The 16,115-nt window shown below is 57.3% G+C and carries 18 protein-coding genes; 16 read left to right on the top strand and 2 right to left on the bottom strand.

The annotated features are described in order from the left end of the window. Positions 1-99 precede the first annotated feature (99 nt). The 5 genes from manA to N7V53_RS00355 all read left to right on the top strand — a co-directional run bounded on the left by manA (position 100) and on the right by N7V53_RS00355 (position 4,148). On the top strand, positions 100-1,278 hold the full coding sequence (gene manA, locus N7V53_RS00335; protein ID WP_279791489.1) for a mannose-6-phosphate isomerase: 1,179 nt from the start codon (positions 100-102) through the stop codon (positions 1,276-1,278). 100 nt (positions 1,279-1,378) lie between these two features. Continuing rightward, on the top strand, positions 1,379-2,911 hold the full coding sequence (locus N7V53_RS00340; RefSeq protein ID WP_279791491.1) for a YdgA family protein: 1,533 nt from the start codon (positions 1,379-1,381) through the stop codon (positions 2,909-2,911). A gap of 218 nt (positions 2,912-3,129) precedes the next feature. After that, a complete protein-coding gene (locus N7V53_RS00345; protein WP_128483045.1) occupies positions 3,130-3,381 on the top strand; it encodes a two-component-system connector protein YcgZ in 252 nt (83 codons plus the stop codon). Between the two features lie 91 nt (positions 3,382-3,472). Further along, complete coding sequence (locus tag N7V53_RS00350; RefSeq protein WP_023481550.1) at positions 3,473-3,772, top strand: hypothetical protein; 300 nt, start codon at positions 3,473-3,475, stop codon at positions 3,770-3,772. A gap of 163 nt (positions 3,773-3,935) precedes the next feature. Beyond that, positions 3,936-4,148: a hypothetical protein gene (locus N7V53_RS00355; protein WP_023481748.1), complete on the top strand. Its 213-nt coding sequence runs from the start codon at positions 3,936-3,938 to the stop codon at positions 4,146-4,148. A 60-nt stretch (positions 4,149-4,208) separates the two neighbouring features. On the opposite strand, the gene N7V53_RS00360 is transcribed toward N7V53_RS00355, so the two are convergent. Beyond that, positions 4,209-4,457, bottom strand: a complete 249-nt coding sequence (locus tag N7V53_RS00360; protein ID WP_076769779.1) for a biofilm development regulator YmgB/AriR family protein — start codon at positions 4,455-4,457, stop codon at positions 4,209-4,211. Between the two features lie 288 nt (positions 4,458-4,745). Between N7V53_RS00360 and malX the strand changes: the two genes are divergently transcribed. The 4 genes from malX to add all read left to right on the top strand — a co-directional run bounded on the left by malX (position 4,746) and on the right by add (position 9,022). Then, positions 4,746-6,362: a maltose/glucose-specific PTS transporter subunit IIBC gene (gene malX, locus N7V53_RS00365; protein WP_279791497.1), complete on the top strand. Its 1,617-nt coding sequence runs from the start codon at positions 4,746-4,748 to the stop codon at positions 6,360-6,362. Next, entirely contained in the window at positions 6,359-7,543 is a 1,185-nt protein-coding gene (locus N7V53_RS00370) for a pyridoxal phosphate-dependent aminotransferase (protein WP_279791498.1), read from the top strand. The genes malX and N7V53_RS00370 overlap by 4 nt, the downstream gene beginning before the upstream one ends. 28 nt (positions 7,544-7,571) lie before the next feature. Further along, positions 7,572-7,853: a hypothetical protein gene (locus N7V53_RS00375; RefSeq protein ID WP_279791499.1), complete on the top strand. Its 282-nt coding sequence runs from the start codon at positions 7,572-7,574 to the stop codon at positions 7,851-7,853. Between the two features lie 167 nt (positions 7,854-8,020). Then, the gene (add, locus tag N7V53_RS00380) at positions 8,021-9,022 is read left to right on the top strand and encodes an adenosine deaminase (protein WP_279791500.1); all 1,002 of its coding nucleotides are present in this window, start codon (positions 8,021-8,023) and stop codon (positions 9,020-9,022) included. A gap of 35 nt (positions 9,023-9,057) precedes the next feature. Here add and N7V53_RS00385 read toward each other — a convergent pair whose 3' ends face one another. Next, positions 9,058-10,098, bottom strand: coding sequence for an oxidoreductase (locus N7V53_RS00385; protein ID WP_124968441.1), 1,041 nt, complete (start codon positions 10,096-10,098; stop codon positions 9,058-9,060). A 197-nt stretch (positions 10,099-10,295) separates the two neighbouring features. Here N7V53_RS00385 and blr point away from each other — a divergent pair, with 197 nt between their 5' ends. The 7 genes from blr to rsxD all read left to right on the top strand — a co-directional run bounded on the left by blr (position 10,296) and on the right by rsxD (position 16,111). Next, positions 10,296-10,433 carry a division septum protein Blr gene (blr, locus tag N7V53_RS00390; protein WP_023481427.1) on the top strand — a complete coding sequence of 46 codons (138 nt, stop codon included), beginning with the start codon at positions 10,296-10,298 and terminating at the stop codon, positions 10,431-10,433. 238 nt (positions 10,434-10,671) lie between these two features. Continuing rightward, entirely contained in the window at positions 10,672-10,887 is a 216-nt protein-coding gene (gene ydgT, locus N7V53_RS00395; RefSeq protein WP_023481783.1) for a transcription modulator YdgT, read from the top strand. 85 nt (positions 10,888-10,972) lie between these two features. Then, the gene (locus tag N7V53_RS00400) at positions 10,973-11,413 is read left to right on the top strand and encodes a DUF2569 domain-containing protein (protein WP_054803863.1); all 441 of its coding nucleotides are present in this window, start codon (positions 10,973-10,975) and stop codon (positions 11,411-11,413) included. A gap of 78 nt (positions 11,414-11,491) precedes the next feature. Further along, positions 11,492-12,073: an electron transport complex subunit RsxA gene (gene rsxA, locus N7V53_RS00405; protein ID WP_023481348.1), complete on the top strand. Its 582-nt coding sequence runs from the start codon at positions 11,492-11,494 to the stop codon at positions 12,071-12,073. Beyond that, the gene (gene rsxB / locus N7V53_RS00410) at positions 12,073-12,651 is read left to right on the top strand and encodes an electron transport complex subunit RsxB (protein WP_023481647.1); all 579 of its coding nucleotides are present in this window, start codon (positions 12,073-12,075) and stop codon (positions 12,649-12,651) included. Before rsxA ends, rsxB begins: the two co-directional genes overlap by 1 nt. Continuing rightward, positions 12,644-15,058, top strand: a complete 2,415-nt coding sequence (rsxC, locus tag N7V53_RS00415; RefSeq protein ID WP_279791505.1) for an electron transport complex subunit RsxC — start codon at positions 12,644-12,646, stop codon at positions 15,056-15,058. Before rsxB ends, rsxC begins: the two co-directional genes overlap by 8 nt. Further along, positions 15,059-16,111, top strand: a complete 1,053-nt coding sequence (gene rsxD, locus N7V53_RS00420; protein ID WP_279791506.1) for an electron transport complex subunit RsxD — start codon at positions 15,059-15,061, stop codon at positions 16,109-16,111. Positions 16,112-16,115 lie beyond the last annotated feature (4 nt).

Raw genomic sequence — 16,115 nt, forward strand, 5'->3', positions numbered from 1 at the left:
AAACTGAGACTAGTACGACTTTTTACCCTCACTGATTACTTCCGCCGGGTTTGTTGCTTTAATGACGCGATAATTTTCCTAATCAAAAAGGGCTTGATAATGCAAAAACTCATCAACTCCGTGCAGAACTATGCCTGGGGTAGTAAAAGTGCGTTAACGGAACTCTACGGCATCGCCAATCCGGATAATCTGCCAATGGCCGAGTTATGGATGGGTGCCCACCCGAAGAGCAGCTCAAAAGTGCAGGACGAACAGGGGCAAACCCGCGCGCTGCGCGAGGTGATCGAGGCCGATAAGCGCCGCCTGCTCGGCGATGCCGTGGCTGAACGCTTTGGCGAACTGCCGTTCCTGTTTAAAGTGCTCTGCGCTGACCAACCGCTCTCAATCCAGGTTCACCCGAACAAGAAAAACTCAGAGCTGGGCTTTGCGAAGGAGAACGCGGCCGGTATCCCGCTGGATGCGGCCGAGCGCAACTACAAAGATCCTAACCACAAGCCGGAACTGGTCTTTGCCCTCACCCCTTTCCTGGCGATGAATGCGTTCCGCGAGTTCTCTGATATCGTCTCCCTGCTGCAACCTGTCGCCGGTGCGCATCCCGCCATCGCCCACTTCCTGCAGGCACCCGGTGCCGAGCGCCTGAGCGAGCTTTTTGCCGCGCTGCTCAATATGCAGAATGAGGAGAAGTCCCGCGCGCTGGCGGTGCTGAAATCGGTGCTTGATAAAGAGCATGGCGAGCCGTGGAACACTATCCGCACCATCGCCGAATTCTACCCGGACGACAGCGGCCTCTTCTCACCCCTGCTGCTTAACGTGGTCAAACTTAATCCTGGCGAAGCGATGTTCCTGTTCGCGGAAACCCCGCACGCCTATCTGCAGGGCGTGGCGCTGGAGGTGATGGCCAACTCCGATAACGTGCTGCGCGCCGGGTTGACGCCGAAATATATTGATATCCCGGAACTGGTGGCGAACGTCAAATTCACGCCGAAAGCGGCGGATGATCTGCTGACACAGCCGGTTCGTGACGATGCCGCCCTCGATTTCCCGATCCCGGTCGCTGACTTCGCCTTCTCGCTGCACAATCTCTCCACCCACGAGACCCCGCTGGCGCAGCAGAGCGCAGCGATTATCTTCTGTGTCGAAGGCGAAGCGGTGCTCAGCAAAGGTGAGCAGACGCTGGTGCTGAAAGCGGGCGAATCGGCGTTTATCGGCGCGGATGAGTCGCCGGTCGCCGCAAGTGGCACCGGACGGGTGGCGCGCGTGTTTAATAAAATCGACTAAGTTACTGAAGTTTTAAGCAACTATTGCTAAGCTTTAGCGAACTTCATTCGACAGTCCAGGCGGTTTGCACCGCCTGGTTTCTTTTTCAGGGATAAGCGCTATGAAAAAAACGTTGGTTGCCGCCGGGGTTATTGTTGCATTAGGTGTCGTCTGGGCAGGCGGAGCCTGGTATACCGGCAAACAGCTGGAAGGACGTCTGGGTGAGATGGTGAGCCAGGCAAATGCCCAGATCAAACGCAGCGCGCCGGACGCCAATGTTGAGCTTTCGGCGCAGGATTATAAACGCAGCCTCTTCTCCAGTACCTTCACCCTGCAGGTCAAACCGATTGCCGGCACCACCAGCCCGTGGCTGAAGCCCGGCCAGAGCGTGGTTCTGCATGAAAATGTCGATCACGGCCCCTTCCCGCTGGCGCAGCTGAAATCCTTCAGCCTGACGCCGGCGATGGCCTCCGTCCACACGCAACTGGTCAATAATGATGTCACCAAAGCGCTGTTTGAGATGGCTAAAGGCGAATCGCCGTTTGTCGCCGAAACGCGTATTGGCTACTCCGGTGATACCCGCAGCGACATCAACCTGCGCGCGCTGAATGTCGAAAAAGAGGGTGAGAAAGTCGCTTTCGGCGGCGGCAATTTCCGCGTCAGCGCTGATAAAGAGGGCAATGCGGTTGCGGTAAGCGGCGAAGCGCAAAGCGGCCTGGTCGATACGGTTAACGAGTTTGGCCAGAAAGTGCAGCTCTCCTTTAATAACTTCAAGACCGATGGCTCGAGCGAAATGAGTGCTTTCAATGAGCGCACCGGCAGCCAGAAGATGAGCCTTGATAAACTTGCTATCTCCATTGAAAACAAGGAGATGGCAATTCTTGAAGGGATGGAGCTTACCGCGAAATCGGACGTGGCGGATGATAAGAAAAATATCAACAGCCAGGTCGATTACACCCTCAACAGCCTGAAAGTACAGGGCCAGGATCTCGGCAACGGCAAACTGACGCTGAAAGTCGGCCAGGTTGATGGCAACGCCTGGCATCAGGCCACGCAGCAGTATGATGCGCAGATCCGCGCCCTGATGGCGCAGCCTGATATCGCCCAGAATCCTGAGCTGTACCAGCAGAAAGCGACCGAAGCGTTTCTCAGTGTTGTCCCGCTGCTGCTGAAAGGCGAGCCGGTGATTACCGTTGCTCCGCTGAGCTGGAAAAATGCGAAAGGCGAATCGACCTTTAACCTCTCGCTGTTCCTGAAAGATCCGGCAAAAACCGCTGATGCCCCGCAGACGCTGGCGCAGCAGGTTGATCGCAATGTGAAATCTCTCGACGGCAAGCTCTCCATTCCGGTGGATATGGCGACCGAGCTGATGACCCAGGTAGCGAAGCTGCAAGGGTATCAGCAAGAGGATGCGGCAAAGCTGGCTAGCCAGCAGGTGAAAGGCCTGGCGGCAATGGGCCAGATGTTCCGCATCACTACCCTTGAGAACAACACCATTCTCACCAGCCTGCAGTATGCCAACGGCCAGGTGACACTGAACGGCGAGAAGATGCCGCTGGAGCAGTTTGTCGGCATGTTTGGCCTGCCTTCAATGCAGCCAGCCGTACCGGGCGAGGCGGTTCCTCCCGCTCCGCCGGCCATCCCGCAGCAGTAAGCAAAACGCCCCTCACATGAGGGGCATTTTTTTGCTTTCCCCTGGAAGATATATCCTCCGTAAGCCCCTTTTCCCTTCCCTATCTATTTCTTTCAGTTATTATTAGCGAGCAAAATTCGGGGCTGCTGAATGCTTTGTAGCGCGAGGCTGATAACCGAATCAGTCCGTTGATGCAAAATCATTCTTTTGGCATTTAGCCCGTTGAAGAGAGGACAGTCGTGAAAGGTTTCCAGGGTAAAGGTCCGGATGAGAGTGCGTTCTTCCAGCCGGGTTGCACGCTCTCGCAAGAGGAGCTGTTAGGTGAGATTGTGATCGAGCTTTTGCGTGAAAAAGGCCAGGTCAGCCGACAAAGCCTCTGTATCAAACTGGCAACGCGTCTTGATAACGCCAACGACCCGTTAACAGAAGCGCGCTATGGCGATCTGCTGAAGCTGATTTTTACCAGAAAAATGGGCTCGTCATTTCCATAATCTTAATGAATAAGCTATAACATGCAGCATAACGTTACTAAGATGCATGACCGGGAAACCTTTGTACGGTGCAGCAAATGTGTGAGGCAGAATGAGTAAAAATGAGTCAGATAAGCTTGTAGATACGGTAATGGGCGAGGCAGTACTGGCCCTGCTTGATTCAGATGATGATGTCTCTTTCGATGCGCTGATTGGGCAGTTGCAAGAGTCCCTCATGAGTGAAGTCGACAGCACACGGCGTAAAGCACTTCAAACCGCGATCAGCGGTATCCACCACTATAAAACCCAGCCGGCCACGCGCGGGCGCAAAAGCAGTTTACAGGCCAGCCGCCTTAAGAGCCGGTTGCCTTTATCAGGCCCGGGCATCGATAACAAAGCCCGCAAGCACTGATTTTTCCAGCAACATCTCTTCACCAGGTCTGGCGTTCCCTACCGGACCATTATTTTCACCCTTCTATTCAGACTTGCTTCGCATGTTTCGACGAATGCACAGTGGATTTGATCTGGCCCGCAGGCTTAGAAGATAAAGTCACCAGTGCAATAAGGGAGAATCATTGAACGACGATGTGCAAGTTCAACCCGCAGAGATCCATGAGGCTATCGGCTTAGCCGCCACCTACCTTATGCATTCTCAACGGCCTGTGAAACCCAGCAACCTGATTATGGTGCTGCGTGCGCAGAGCAGTATAACCACCGATCCCAGACAGAAGCGCGTGTTCGATGCCGCCCGGCAGCTTATCCTCGACAGGATAACCTACTCCGCCTGATTAACGTGAAAACGCCTTCGTCTGTTATGAAGGCGTCTTCGTTGATAAATCGATGCCGGTTTAGATATGGTCCGGCGTTTTCTGCACCACTCTTTCTAATGCGTTGCGATACACCTCCAGCATTGCGGGGTTATCTTCTGTTTCCAGCAGCCCAATCAGTGCCAGGATGAGATGTTTATCGTTGACGTCGCGCTGCTGCAAACGCAGGTTCGAAAGGATGGTGCTAATGACCTGCTTTTCAGCCTCTTCATCACGCGCGGTCACGCCAAAAAAGGCGTTGAACTGCTCTTCTGTGGTTGTCGTCTGCATACTCATCCTGCATAGCGATACGAAAAGTGGGCCTCCGCATCAGGGTCGGAGGGTGTAATTTCGCCCCTAAAAATAGTCGTGGTTTTTGGCCTTCGCAACAGGATATATAAAATTTTCTCAGCCATTTGCCAAAGCTGGAAAACAGCTCGCAAATCCCCCTCTATCTGGTTGAATTCCTAATTAAGATCGTCAGGATGATTAGCTCTGCCGCCAGCGCCAGAAACCTGATACAACGCTATACGCATAGTCAGGAAGCCTGCCGTTCGCTTACTTTTTTGAGGAGTTGTTATGACGGGTAAAAAAAGGTCGGGTAGTGCCGTATGGGAATTTTTTCAGCAGTTAGGACGCACCTTTATGCTGCCGGTCGCGCTGCTCTCCTTCTGCGGCATTATGCTGGGTATTGGCAGCTCGCTGAGCAGCCGCGACGTGATCACGCTGCTGCCGTTATTAGGCCATCCGTTACTGCAGGCGATCTTTATCTGGATGAGCAAAATCGGCGCATTTGCCTTCACCTTCTTACCGGTGATGTTCTGTATTGCCATCCCGCTGGGTCTTGCGCGGGAAGATAAAGGCGTCGCCGCCTTCTCCGGCTTTGTCGGCTATGCGGTGATGAACCTGGCGGTCAACTTCTGGCTCACCGCGCAGGGCATTTTACCCACCAGCGACGCGGCCGTGCTCAAGGCACATAATATTCAGAGCGTGCTCGGCATCCAGTCAATTGATACCGGTATCCTCGGCGCAGTGATTGCGGGGGTGATCGTCTGGCGGCTGCATGAGCGTTTTCACACCCTGCGCCTGCCGGACGCGCTGGCCTTTTTTGGCGGCACGCGTTCCGTCCCGATTGTCACAAGCGTAGTAATGGGCGTTGCTGGCCTGCTGATCCCGCTTATCTGGCCCTGGTTTGCGCTCGGCATTAGCGGCCTCGGGCAGCTTATCGATCGCGCGGGCGACTTCGGGCCGATGATATTCGGCACCGGCGAGCGGCTGCTGCTCCCCTTCGGTTTACAACATATTCTGGTGGCGCTGATCCGCTTTACCGACGCAGGCGGGACCATGGAGGTGTGTGGCCATCAGGTGAGCGGCGCGCTGACCATCTTCCAGGCCCAGCTTGGCTGCCCGCAGACGCACGGCTTTTCTGAGAGCGCAACCCGTTTTCTCTCGCAGGGGAAAATGCCTGCGTTCCTGGGTGGGCTGCCCGGCGCAGCGCTGGCGATGTACCACTGCGCGCGACCGGAGAATCGCCATAAGATTAAGGGGCTGCTGATTTCAGGCGTTATCGCCTGCGTCGTTGGCGGCACTACCGAGCCGGTTGAGTTCCTGTTTCTTTTTGTCGCCCCGGCGCTCTATCTGATCCACGCCCTCCTTACCGGCCTCGGTTTTACCGTTATGGCGGTGCTCGGAGTAACGATTGGCAACACCGACGGCAATGTGATTGATTTTATCGTCTTCGGCGTGCTGCACGGGCTGGCGACCAAATGGTATCTGGTGCCGCTGGTCGCCGCAGTGTGGTTTATCGTCTACTACGCGCTGTTCCGCTTTGCCATTACCCGTTTTGATCTGAAAACACCCGGCCGCGAACCGCAGACAATTGAGACCGCGCAAAGCACGACGCCCGAGGCTACAGGCCGCTCCGGCTATGATGTCCCGGCCTTGCTTGCCGCCCTTGGCGGAGCGCAAAATGTGCAGAGCCTTGATAACTGCATCACCCGCCTGCGCCTGTCGGTGGGCAGCATGGCGCAGGTTGATGCCGCCGCGCTGAAAGCCCATCGCGCCCTCGGCGTGGTGAAGGTCAACGACCACAACCTGCAGGTGGTGATTGGGCCGCAGGTGCAGTCGGTAAAAGATGAAATGGCGCGGCTCATTGCAGCGGCGCAGGCACAGATAACCCCAGAGGCAAGTAGATGAAGCGCGACGTTTCCTTTGATTTTTCCACCCCTGTCGATCGCCACGGCACCTGGTGCACCCAGTGGGACTACGTGAGCGATCGTTTTGGCCGCGCCGACCTGCTGCCCTTTACCATCTCGGATATGGATTTCGCCACCGCGCCTTGCATTCTCGACGCCATGCAAAAGCGCCTTGCGCATGGGGTTTTCGGCTACAGCCGCTGGCAGAACGATGACTTCATCGGCGCAATCGAATACTGGCTCGCCAGCCGTTTCGACACCCGAATCGACTGCGACGCCCTGGTCTATGGACCGTCGGTTATCTGGATGATTGCCGAGACCATCCGCCAGTGGACGCAGCCCGGCGATGCCGTTGTGGTTCACACGCCCGCCTATGACGCCTTCCCGAAAATGATAAGCCACAATCAGCGCAAGCTGCTGACGGTACCGCTGCATCAGTATCACGGCGGCTGGGTGTGTGACATGACGCAGCTCGAAGCGGTGCTGGCGCGCCCGGAGAGCAAAGTTCTGCTGCTTTGCAGCCCGCATAACCCGACCGGCAAAGTGTGGACGCATGAAGAGCTGACCGCGATGGCACTGCTGTGCGAGCGTCACCAGGTAAAAGTGATCAGCGATGAGATCCATATGGATATGGTCTGGAGCGCCCAGCAGCACACTCCGTGGGGCAATGTCGCGCGCTCACCGTGGGCGCTCTTCTCCTCGGCATCTAAAAGTTTCAATATCCCGGCATTAACCGGCGCATGGGGTCTGTTTGGCGACAAGGCGTCGCGCAACGGCTACCTCGACGCGTTAAAAAACGCTAACGGCTTGTCCTCGCCGTCGGTGCTGGCAGTAGCGGCACATGTTGCCGCCTATCGTGAAGGCGCCCCGTGGCTTGAAGCCCTGCGCAGCTATCTGCGCGCTAACCTGGCTTATCTCGCCACGACCCTCAACGACGCCTTCCCGCAGCTGCGCTGGCAGCCGCCGGAGTCGACCTATCTGGCGTGGATCGATTTGCGAGCGCTGGAGATTGATGATGACAGGCTGCAAAAAACGCTCATTGAGGAGCAGCAGGTGGCGATTATGCGCGGCGATGTCTACGGGCCACAGGGGCGCGGGTTTATTCGCCTCAACGTCGGCTGCCCACGAGTGAAGCTGGAAGAGGGAGTAAAAAGGCTGATTGCCGCGCTGCGTTCATGTTAGCCTGTGGCGAAATTTATCAACGGAGTGAATGATGGTCTGGGGCGTGTCGCTGGTTTACTTTGTTCTCGGCTGGATCTTTTTTACCCGCACGTTCCGTCTTTATGCGCTGGTGTCGAGCCTGCTGTTAGCCATCGCGCTGCACAACGTGCTGCAAAGCCGTCTGCTGGTGATGCTCTATCTCGCCGTGCTGGCGGTAACCTTTATCACTCTCCTTTTGCTTAAACGTAGCCCTGACAAAAAGGGCACGCTCTACTTTTCAGTACCCTGCTGGCTGCTGCTCGTCACAGTGATTTTCAACCTCTTCTTCTGAGGGCGTGATCGATGCCAGCCCGGCTTACGCTGGCATCAGCAGGTGCATACTTATCCACCACCTTTGCGCGCCCTCCTTTTCTATCTTGCTAATTTTATTACTATTTTTAATAAGTTAACGAAGTGTTGTATAATGCTTTGCACTTTTACAAAAATATGAGTGCGATCATGATTGATTTAAAACTGTCTTTAACCGATATCCATCGTCATCTTGACGGCAATATCCGTGCCCAAACTATCCTCGATCTTGGCCGCCAGTATAATTTAACCCTCCCCGCGCAAACCCTCGACGCGCTGCGCCCGCATGTGCAGGTGACCTCTAACGAACCCGATTTAGTGAGCTTTCTCGCCAAACTCGACTGGGGCGTGAAGGTGCTGGCCTCGCTGGACGCCTGCCGTCGCGTAGCTTATGAAAACATGGAAGATGCGGCGCGAAATGGCCTGCACTATGTGGAACTGCGCTTCTCGCCGGGCTATATGGCGATGACCCACAACCTGCCGGTGGCAGGCGTGGTGGAAGCGGTGATTGCCGGGGTACGCGAAGGAAGCCGCGATTTTAATGTGCAGGCGCGCTTAATCGGTATTCTGAGCCGCACCTTCGGCGAAGCAGCCTGCGAACAGGAGCTGGACGCCCTGCTCGCTCATCGCGACGCCATTACCGCTCTCGATCTGGCGGGCGATGAGCTCGGTTTTCCGGGAAGCCTGTTCCTTTCCCACTTTACCCGCGCCCGCGATGCCGGCTGGCAGATCACCGTGCATGCCGGTGAAGCCGCGGGTCCCGAGAGCATCTGGCAGGCGATCCGTGAACTGGGTGCCGTGCGCATCGGTCACGGCGTAAAAGCGATTGAAGATGCCGCGCTGATGGACTTCCTCGCCGAGCAGCGGATTGGTATTGAGTCCTGCCTCACCTCTAACATTCAGACCAGTACCGTGGCCTCTCTCGATCGCCATCCGCTGAAAACCTTCCTCGATCACGGCATTCTGGCCAGCATTAATACGGACGATCCGGCGGTACAGGGGATCGACATTGGTCACGAGTATGAGGTTGCCGCTCCGGCAGCCGGTTTGAGCGCAGAGCAGATCCGCCAGGCGCAGATTAACGGGCTGGAGTTGGCCTTTATCACTGCCGAAGAGAAACAGGCGCTGCGCGAGCGCGTCGCGCAGGCTTGATGAGCATGGCTCACGGCCTGCCGTGAGCCAGTCGTTCAGGTGAGGCTGAGGGTTGCGCGGTGTTTTGCCGACTCGATACCAAGCTCAATCAGCTCCATAATGCGGATCGCCTGGCTGGCCGGAACCGGGTTCTCGCCGCCGCCCATCAGCGCATCGCGGATTGCCGCGTAATAAGCCGGATAGTTGCCCGGCAGTGTCAGCCAGGTCTCCTCTTTACGCGTTTCACCATCAATGCGGGTCAACACGCCATCGCGCATGTCGTAGCCCCAATCCTCCTGCGGTAAGCGCGCCCCGCTTTTTAAGCGCTCCTCCTGCGGATCAAGGCCATATTTCACATAGCTGCCGCGCGTGCCGTGGACGATATAGCGCGCGGATTCCGCCGCCGCCAGCAGCGTGCCGTGCAGCACCACGCGGCGCTGGGGATAGGTCAATACCGCGTGAAAATAGTCGGTGGATTGCGCGCCCGGGCGCAACTGGGCCAGATCGACAGTTAATGAGACCGGCAGACCAAACAGATTGATCGCCTGGTCGAGCAAGTGCGGGGCTAAATCGTACCAGATGCCGCTCCCCGGGCCGCCCTGTTCGCGCCAGCGGTCACGCACCTGCGGGCGGAAGCGGTCGAAATGGGATTCGAAATAGGCCACTTCACCCAGTGCACCATCTGCAAGCAGCGCTTTCAGCGTCAGGAAGTCGCTGTCCCAGCGGCGGTTATGAAACACCGATAACAGACGGCCATAGCTGCGGGCCAGCGCGTCCAGCTCGCGCGCCTGTGACAGTGTCACGGTAAAGGGTTTATCGACCACCACATGTTTGCCCGCTTCCAGCGCCGCTTTCGCCAGCGGAAAGTGGGTATCGTTAGGCGTGGGGATGACAATTAAATCAATATTGGGATCGTTAAACAGACGTTTGGGATCGGCAACAACATCGACGTTGGGCCAGTCCGCTTTGACCTTTGACTCATCACTGCTGGAAATAGCCGCCAGCGCCATACCGGCGGTGCCTGCGATCAGCGGTGCATGAAATGTTTTACTGGCGTAGCCATATCCGATCACGCCAACCCGAATAATATCACTCATATCACGGCCTCTTTTCAGTGGACCTCCATTTCACACTATCTGCCTGATGCCGACAACCGCTGTTGTAACGCATTTTTAAGGTGAATAATTCAGCGCATTCTGGTCTGGTTTCCGCTTACAAAATCTGCTTAAATCTGCGCCCAACACCCGTTAATGACTACCGGCGTGTGATGTGAATCCCAGGGAGCAGTATAAATATGACCGCAATATTCAATCGGATCGTTGAATTAATGGGCTGGATTGTGCTCGGCGTATCAACCATTCTGTTGGTGTTTGCCAGCCATATTGATAATTACCAGCCGCCTGAGCAAAGCGTGGTAGTGCAAAAGAAATAAAGGTATTCCCTATTGCTGCGATAGCCCATATCGCGCCAGAAGCGGGTTGCCCGTCATGAGGAAGGACGTTAACCTTCTTCGCCCGGCGCCTTTGTGGCGCCTGGTTTTTACCTGAAAAGAATATGCTTAATTTAATGGCAGATTATTCTCACGCTAGTTACGCCCGGATAATAACGTCTGTTATTTGCGCGCATAGCCGTTCTTTTTTTGCCTCTTCATTATATGGACACCCTCCGACATGACCGTGCAGGACTATTTATTAAAATTTCGCAAAATCAGTTCGCTTGAAAGCCTGGAAAAGCTCTTCGATCACCTTAACTACACCCTGACCGAGAGCAGTGAGATCATTAATATGTACCGCGCAGCCGATCACCGCCGCGCTGAGCTGGTCTCCGGCGGGCGGTTATTTGACATTGGGTGCGTTCCGCGCTCGGTATGGCGCTACGTGGTCTGAGGCCGCTGGCAATCGCCGTGCGATGCTTTATACTCGTCGCCCGGCAATGTTTGCCGCAACTGAATGTGTTAACAGAGGAAATGGCATGACAACAACACCCGCAGAACGTATCGGAGGCTGGTTACTTGCCCCTCTGGCCTGGTTGCTGGTCGCGTTATTAAGCACCTCGCTGGCGTTAATGCTGTATGTCACCGCCCTGTTAACGCCGCATGCGCTCTCGGCCCTGCTGGCGCAGCCGTCGAAAGCGATGCTGCTGTTGATCTTATCCTTTATTTTTGCCGCCGCGCTCTGGTGCTATACGCTCTGGCTGACCATCGCCTTTTTCAAACGCCGCAGCCTGGTGCCGAAGCACTACATTATCTGGCTGCTGGTCTGCGTGCTGCTGGCGATAAAAGCGTTTGCATTTTCACCCGTTTCCGATGCGATGGCGGTTCGCCAGCTGATCTTCCCTTTGCTGGCAGCGGCGCTGTTTGTGCCCTACTTCAAGCGCGCGGTGCGCGTGAAGAAGACCTTTATTAACCCGTAAATAACCTTACAGTTAACCTGTTGTCGCCCGGGGCTGTTTGCCCGATAATAGGCGGCTTTTTTCATTTCAGGCCACATAATGACAGACTATCTTCTGCTTTTTATCGGAACGGTACTGGTCAACAACTTCGTACTGGTGAAGTTTCTTGGCCTGTGTCCGTTTATGGGCGTTTCCAAAAAGCTGGAAAGCGCAATGGGTATGGGGCTGGCGACCACCTTCGTGATGACCATGGCTTCGATCTGCTCATGGCTTATCGACAACTGGGTGCTGATCCCGTTGAACCTGGTCTATCTGCGCACCCTCTCCTTTATCCTGATTATTGCCGTGGTGGTGCAGTTCACCGAGATGGTGGTGCGTAAAACCAGCCCGGCGCTCTATCGCCTGCTCGGCATCTTTCTGCCGCTTATCACCACCAACTGCGCGGTGCTTGGCGTCGCCCTGCTCAACATCAATCTTGGGCACAACTTTATGCAGTCGGCGCTGTATGGCTTTGCCGCCGCCGTCGGCTTCTCACTGGTGATGGTGCTGTTCGCCGCAATCCGCGAACGCCTTGCCGTCGCCGATGTTCCCGCGCCGTTTCGCGGTAACGCGATTGCGTTAGTTACCGCCGGCTTAATGTCTCTGGCCTTTATGGGCTTTAGTGGTCTGGTAAAACTGTAATGAATGCGATAACCATCGCCGTTGCAGTCCTGAGCGTACTTGGGCTGCTGTTCGGCCTGATCCTCGGTTACGCCTCGCGCCGGTTTGCGGTCGAGGACGATCCGGTTGTTGAACGTATCGATGAACTGCTGCCGCAGAGCCAGTGTGGTCAGTGCGGCTACCCCGGCTGTCGTCCCTACGCCGAAGCGGTGGGCACCCAGGGTGAAAAGATCAACCGCTGCGCCCCCGGCGGCGAAGCGGTAATGCAGAAAATCGCCACGCTGTTAAACGTCGATCCGCAGCCGATTGATGGTGATGCCGACGCGCTGGAACCGGTGCGCATGCTTGCCATCATCGATGAGAGCAACTGCATCGGCTGTACAAAATGCATTCAGGCCTGCCCGGTCGACGCCATCGTGGGCGCAACCCGCGCCATGCATACGGTGGTAAGCGATCTCTGCACCGGCTGTAATCTTTGTGTGGATCCGTGCCCGACGCAGTGTATCGACCTGCGCCCGGTTGCGCCAACCACGCAGAACTGGAAATGGGATCTGCACACCATTCCGGTGCGCACTATTCCTGTGGAGCACCATGCTTAAGTTATTTTCCGCATTCCGAAAAGAGAAACTGTGGGATTTCCACGGCGGCATTCATCCGCCGGAGATGAAAACCCAGTCTAACGGTACGCCGCTGCGGCAATTGCCGCTGGCGAACCGTTTTGTCATTCCCTTAAAGCAGCATATCGGCGCTGAAGGTGAGCTGTGCGTCAGCGTGGGCGATAGCGTTTTGCGCGGTCAGCCGCTGACCCGCGGCCGTGGTCGTATGCTGCCGGTGCACGCGCCGACCTCAGGCACCGTTGTGGCGATCGCCCCTCACGCTACCGCACACCCCTCCGCCCTGCCTGAACTGAGCGTCATTATCGAAGCGGACGGCGAAGATCGCTGGATTGCGCGCGAAGGGTGGCAGGATTATCGCACCCAGAGCGTTGAAGCACTGATTGAGCGTATCCATCAGTTCGGCGTTGCCGGGCTGGGCGGAGCTGGCTTCCCGACCGGTGCCAAGCTGCAAGGTGCAGGCGATAAAGTCGATACGCTGATTATCAATGCCGCCGAGTGCGAGCCCTATATCACCGCCGACGATCGCCTGATGCAGGATTGCGCCGCGCAGATTATGGAGGGGGTGCGCATCCTCGCGCATATCCTTCAACCGCGCCAGGTGCTGATCGGCATCGAAGATAATAAACCGCAGGCGATCTCGATGATGCGTGCGGTGCTGGCGGGCAGCCACGATATTCAGCTGAAAGTGATCCCGACCAAATACCCCTCCGGCGGCGCAAAACAGCTGACGCAGATCCTCACCGGCAAGCAGGTGCCGCACGGCGGCCGCTCGTCCGATATCGGCGTGCTGATGCAGAACGTCGGCACCGCCTACGCGGTGAAGCGTGCGGTGATTGACGGTGAACCGTTAACGGAGCGCGTGGTGACCCTGACCGGTGAAGCGGTTGCCCGGCCGGGCAACGTCTGGGCGCGGCTCGGCACGCCGGTTCGCCACCTGCTTGATTACGCGGGCTTCCAGCCTTCAGCAGAACAGCTGGTGATCATGGGTGGCCCGCTGATGGGCTTTACCCTGCCGTGGCTGGATGTTCCGGTGGTCAAAATTACTAACTGCCTGCTGGCCCCTTCGGCCAGTGAAATGGGCGAAACGCAGGAAGAGAAAGGCTGCATCCGTTGCAGCGCCTGCGCTGACGCCTGCCCGGCGGACTTGCTGCCGCAGCAGCTCTACTGGTTCAGCAAAGGCCAGCAGCACGACAAAGCCATCGCACACAATCTCTCTGACTGTATCGAGTGCGGTGCCTGCGCATGGGTCTGCCCGAGCAATATTCCGCTGGTGCAATATTTCCGCCAGGAGAAAGCGGAGATCTCCGCGATCGCCGAGGAAGAGCGACGCACCGCCGAAGCGAAGGCGCGTTTTGAAGCCCGTCAGGCGCGCCTTGAGCGCGAGAAACTGGCGCGTCAGGCACGTCACAAGCAGGCCGCCGCGAAGCCTGGCGAAGAGGATAAGCAGGCGATTGAAGCCGCACTTTCCCGCGTGAAAGAGAAACAGGCCGCTGCCGCAGAGCCGGTGGTGGTGCAGGCTGGTGCCGAGCCTGATAACCGTGAAGTGATTGCCGCCCGCGAAGCACGTAAAGCTGAGGCGCGTGCGCGTCAGGCAGAAAAAGCGCAGGCGACGGCTGAAGGCGACGATCCGCGCAAATCCGCTGTCGAAGCAGCGATTGCCCGCGCCAAAGCACGTAAAGCCGAGCATGCGCAGAAAGTCGCTGCCGCGACCGAGCCGGAAACTACCGAACTGGTCGACCCGCGCAAAGCCGCCGTTGAAGCGGCGATTGCCCGCGCCAAAGCGCGTAAAGCGGAGCAGGCGCAGAAAGAAGCTCCTGCTGCCGAGCCAGAAACCAGCGAGCCGGTCGACCCGCGTAAAGCCGCCGTTGAAGCGGCAATCGCCCGCGCGAAAGCGCGTAAAGCGGAGCAGGCGCAGAAAGAGATGCCTGCCGCCGAGCCGGAAAGCAGCGAGCCGGTCGATCCGCGCAAAGCCGCCGTTGAAGCGGCGATTGCCCGTGCGAAAGCGCGTAAAGCGGAGCAGGCGCAGAAAGAGGCTCCTGCTGCCGAGCCAGAAACCAGCGAGCCGGTCGATCCGCGTAAAGCCGCCGTTGAAGCGGCGATTGCCCGCGCCAAAGCGCGTAAAGCGGAGCAGGCTCAGGCGCAGAAAGAGACTCCTGCTGTTGCACCGGAAGCCAGCGAGCCGGTCGACCCGCGTAAAGCCGCCGTCGAAGCGGCAATCGCCCGCGCCAAAGCACGTAAAGCAGAGCAGGCCCGCGCGCAATCCAGCGCAGAAGAGGCCTCCACGCACACCCAGGCTGCCAATGACGATCCGCGTAAAGCGGCGGTCGCGGCGGCCATTGCCCGAGTTCAGGCTAAAAAAGCCGCGCAGCAAGCTGTTAACGAGGATTAAATGGTTTTCAGAATCGCAAGTTCCCCTTACACCCATAACCAGCGCCAGACCTCGCGCATTATGCTGCTGGTCACGCTGGCGACGATACCGGGCATCGCCGCGCAGCTGTGGTTCTTCGGCTGGGGAACCTTGATCCAGCTTATCCTCGCTATCGTCAGCGCCCTGCTGGCGGAAGGGCTGGTGCTGAAACTGCGCAAACAGTCCGTCAGCACCATTCTGGCGGATAACTCGGCCCTGTTAACCGGCCTGCTGCTCGCCATCAGTATCCCCTCCTTTGCGCCGTGGTGGATGGTGGTGCTGGGCACTGTGTTTGCAGTGATTATCGCCAAGCAGCTGTATGGCGGTCTCGGCCACAACCCCTTTAACCCGGCGATGATTGGTTATGTGGTGCTGCTTATCTCCTTCCCGGTGCAGATGACCAGCTGGTTGCCGCCCCATGATATTGCGCGCACGGTGCCCGGTTTGCTCGACGCCATTGGGGTGATCTTTACCGGTCACAGCACCACCGGCGCGACGATGGATGCCCTGCGCATGGGCGTGGATGGCATCAGCCAGGCGACGCCGCTCGACACCTTTAAAACCTCGCTGCATGCCGGACACAGCGTTGAGCAGATAATGCAGTACCCGATCTACAGCGGCGTGCTGGCAGGTGCAGGCTGGCAGTGGGTCAACCTCGGCTATCTGGCGGGCGGGATCTTTTTGCTGTCGCAGAACACCATTCGCTGGCATATCCCGGTCAGCTTCCTGCTCTCGCTGACCCTGTGCGCCACCCTCGGCTGGCTCTTCGCCCCGCAGAGCTTCTTAGCCCCGCAGCTGCATCTGCTTTCGGGTGCGACGATGCTCGGCGCATTCTTTATTCTTACGGATCCGGTCACCGCCTCGACCACCAATAAAGGCCGCCTAATCTTCGGTGCGCTGGCCGGTTTGCTGGTGTGGCTGATCCGCAGCTTCGGCGGCTACCCGGATGGCGTCGCCTTTGCGGTGCTGCTGGCGAATATCACCGTGCCGCTGATTGATTACTACACGCGCCCGCGCGTGTACGGACATCGTTAAGGAG

This window comes from Kosakonia sp. HypNH10 (assembly GCF_029850615.1).
Classification (GTDB): Bacteria; Pseudomonadota; Gammaproteobacteria; order Enterobacterales; family Enterobacteriaceae; genus Kosakonia; species Kosakonia cowanii.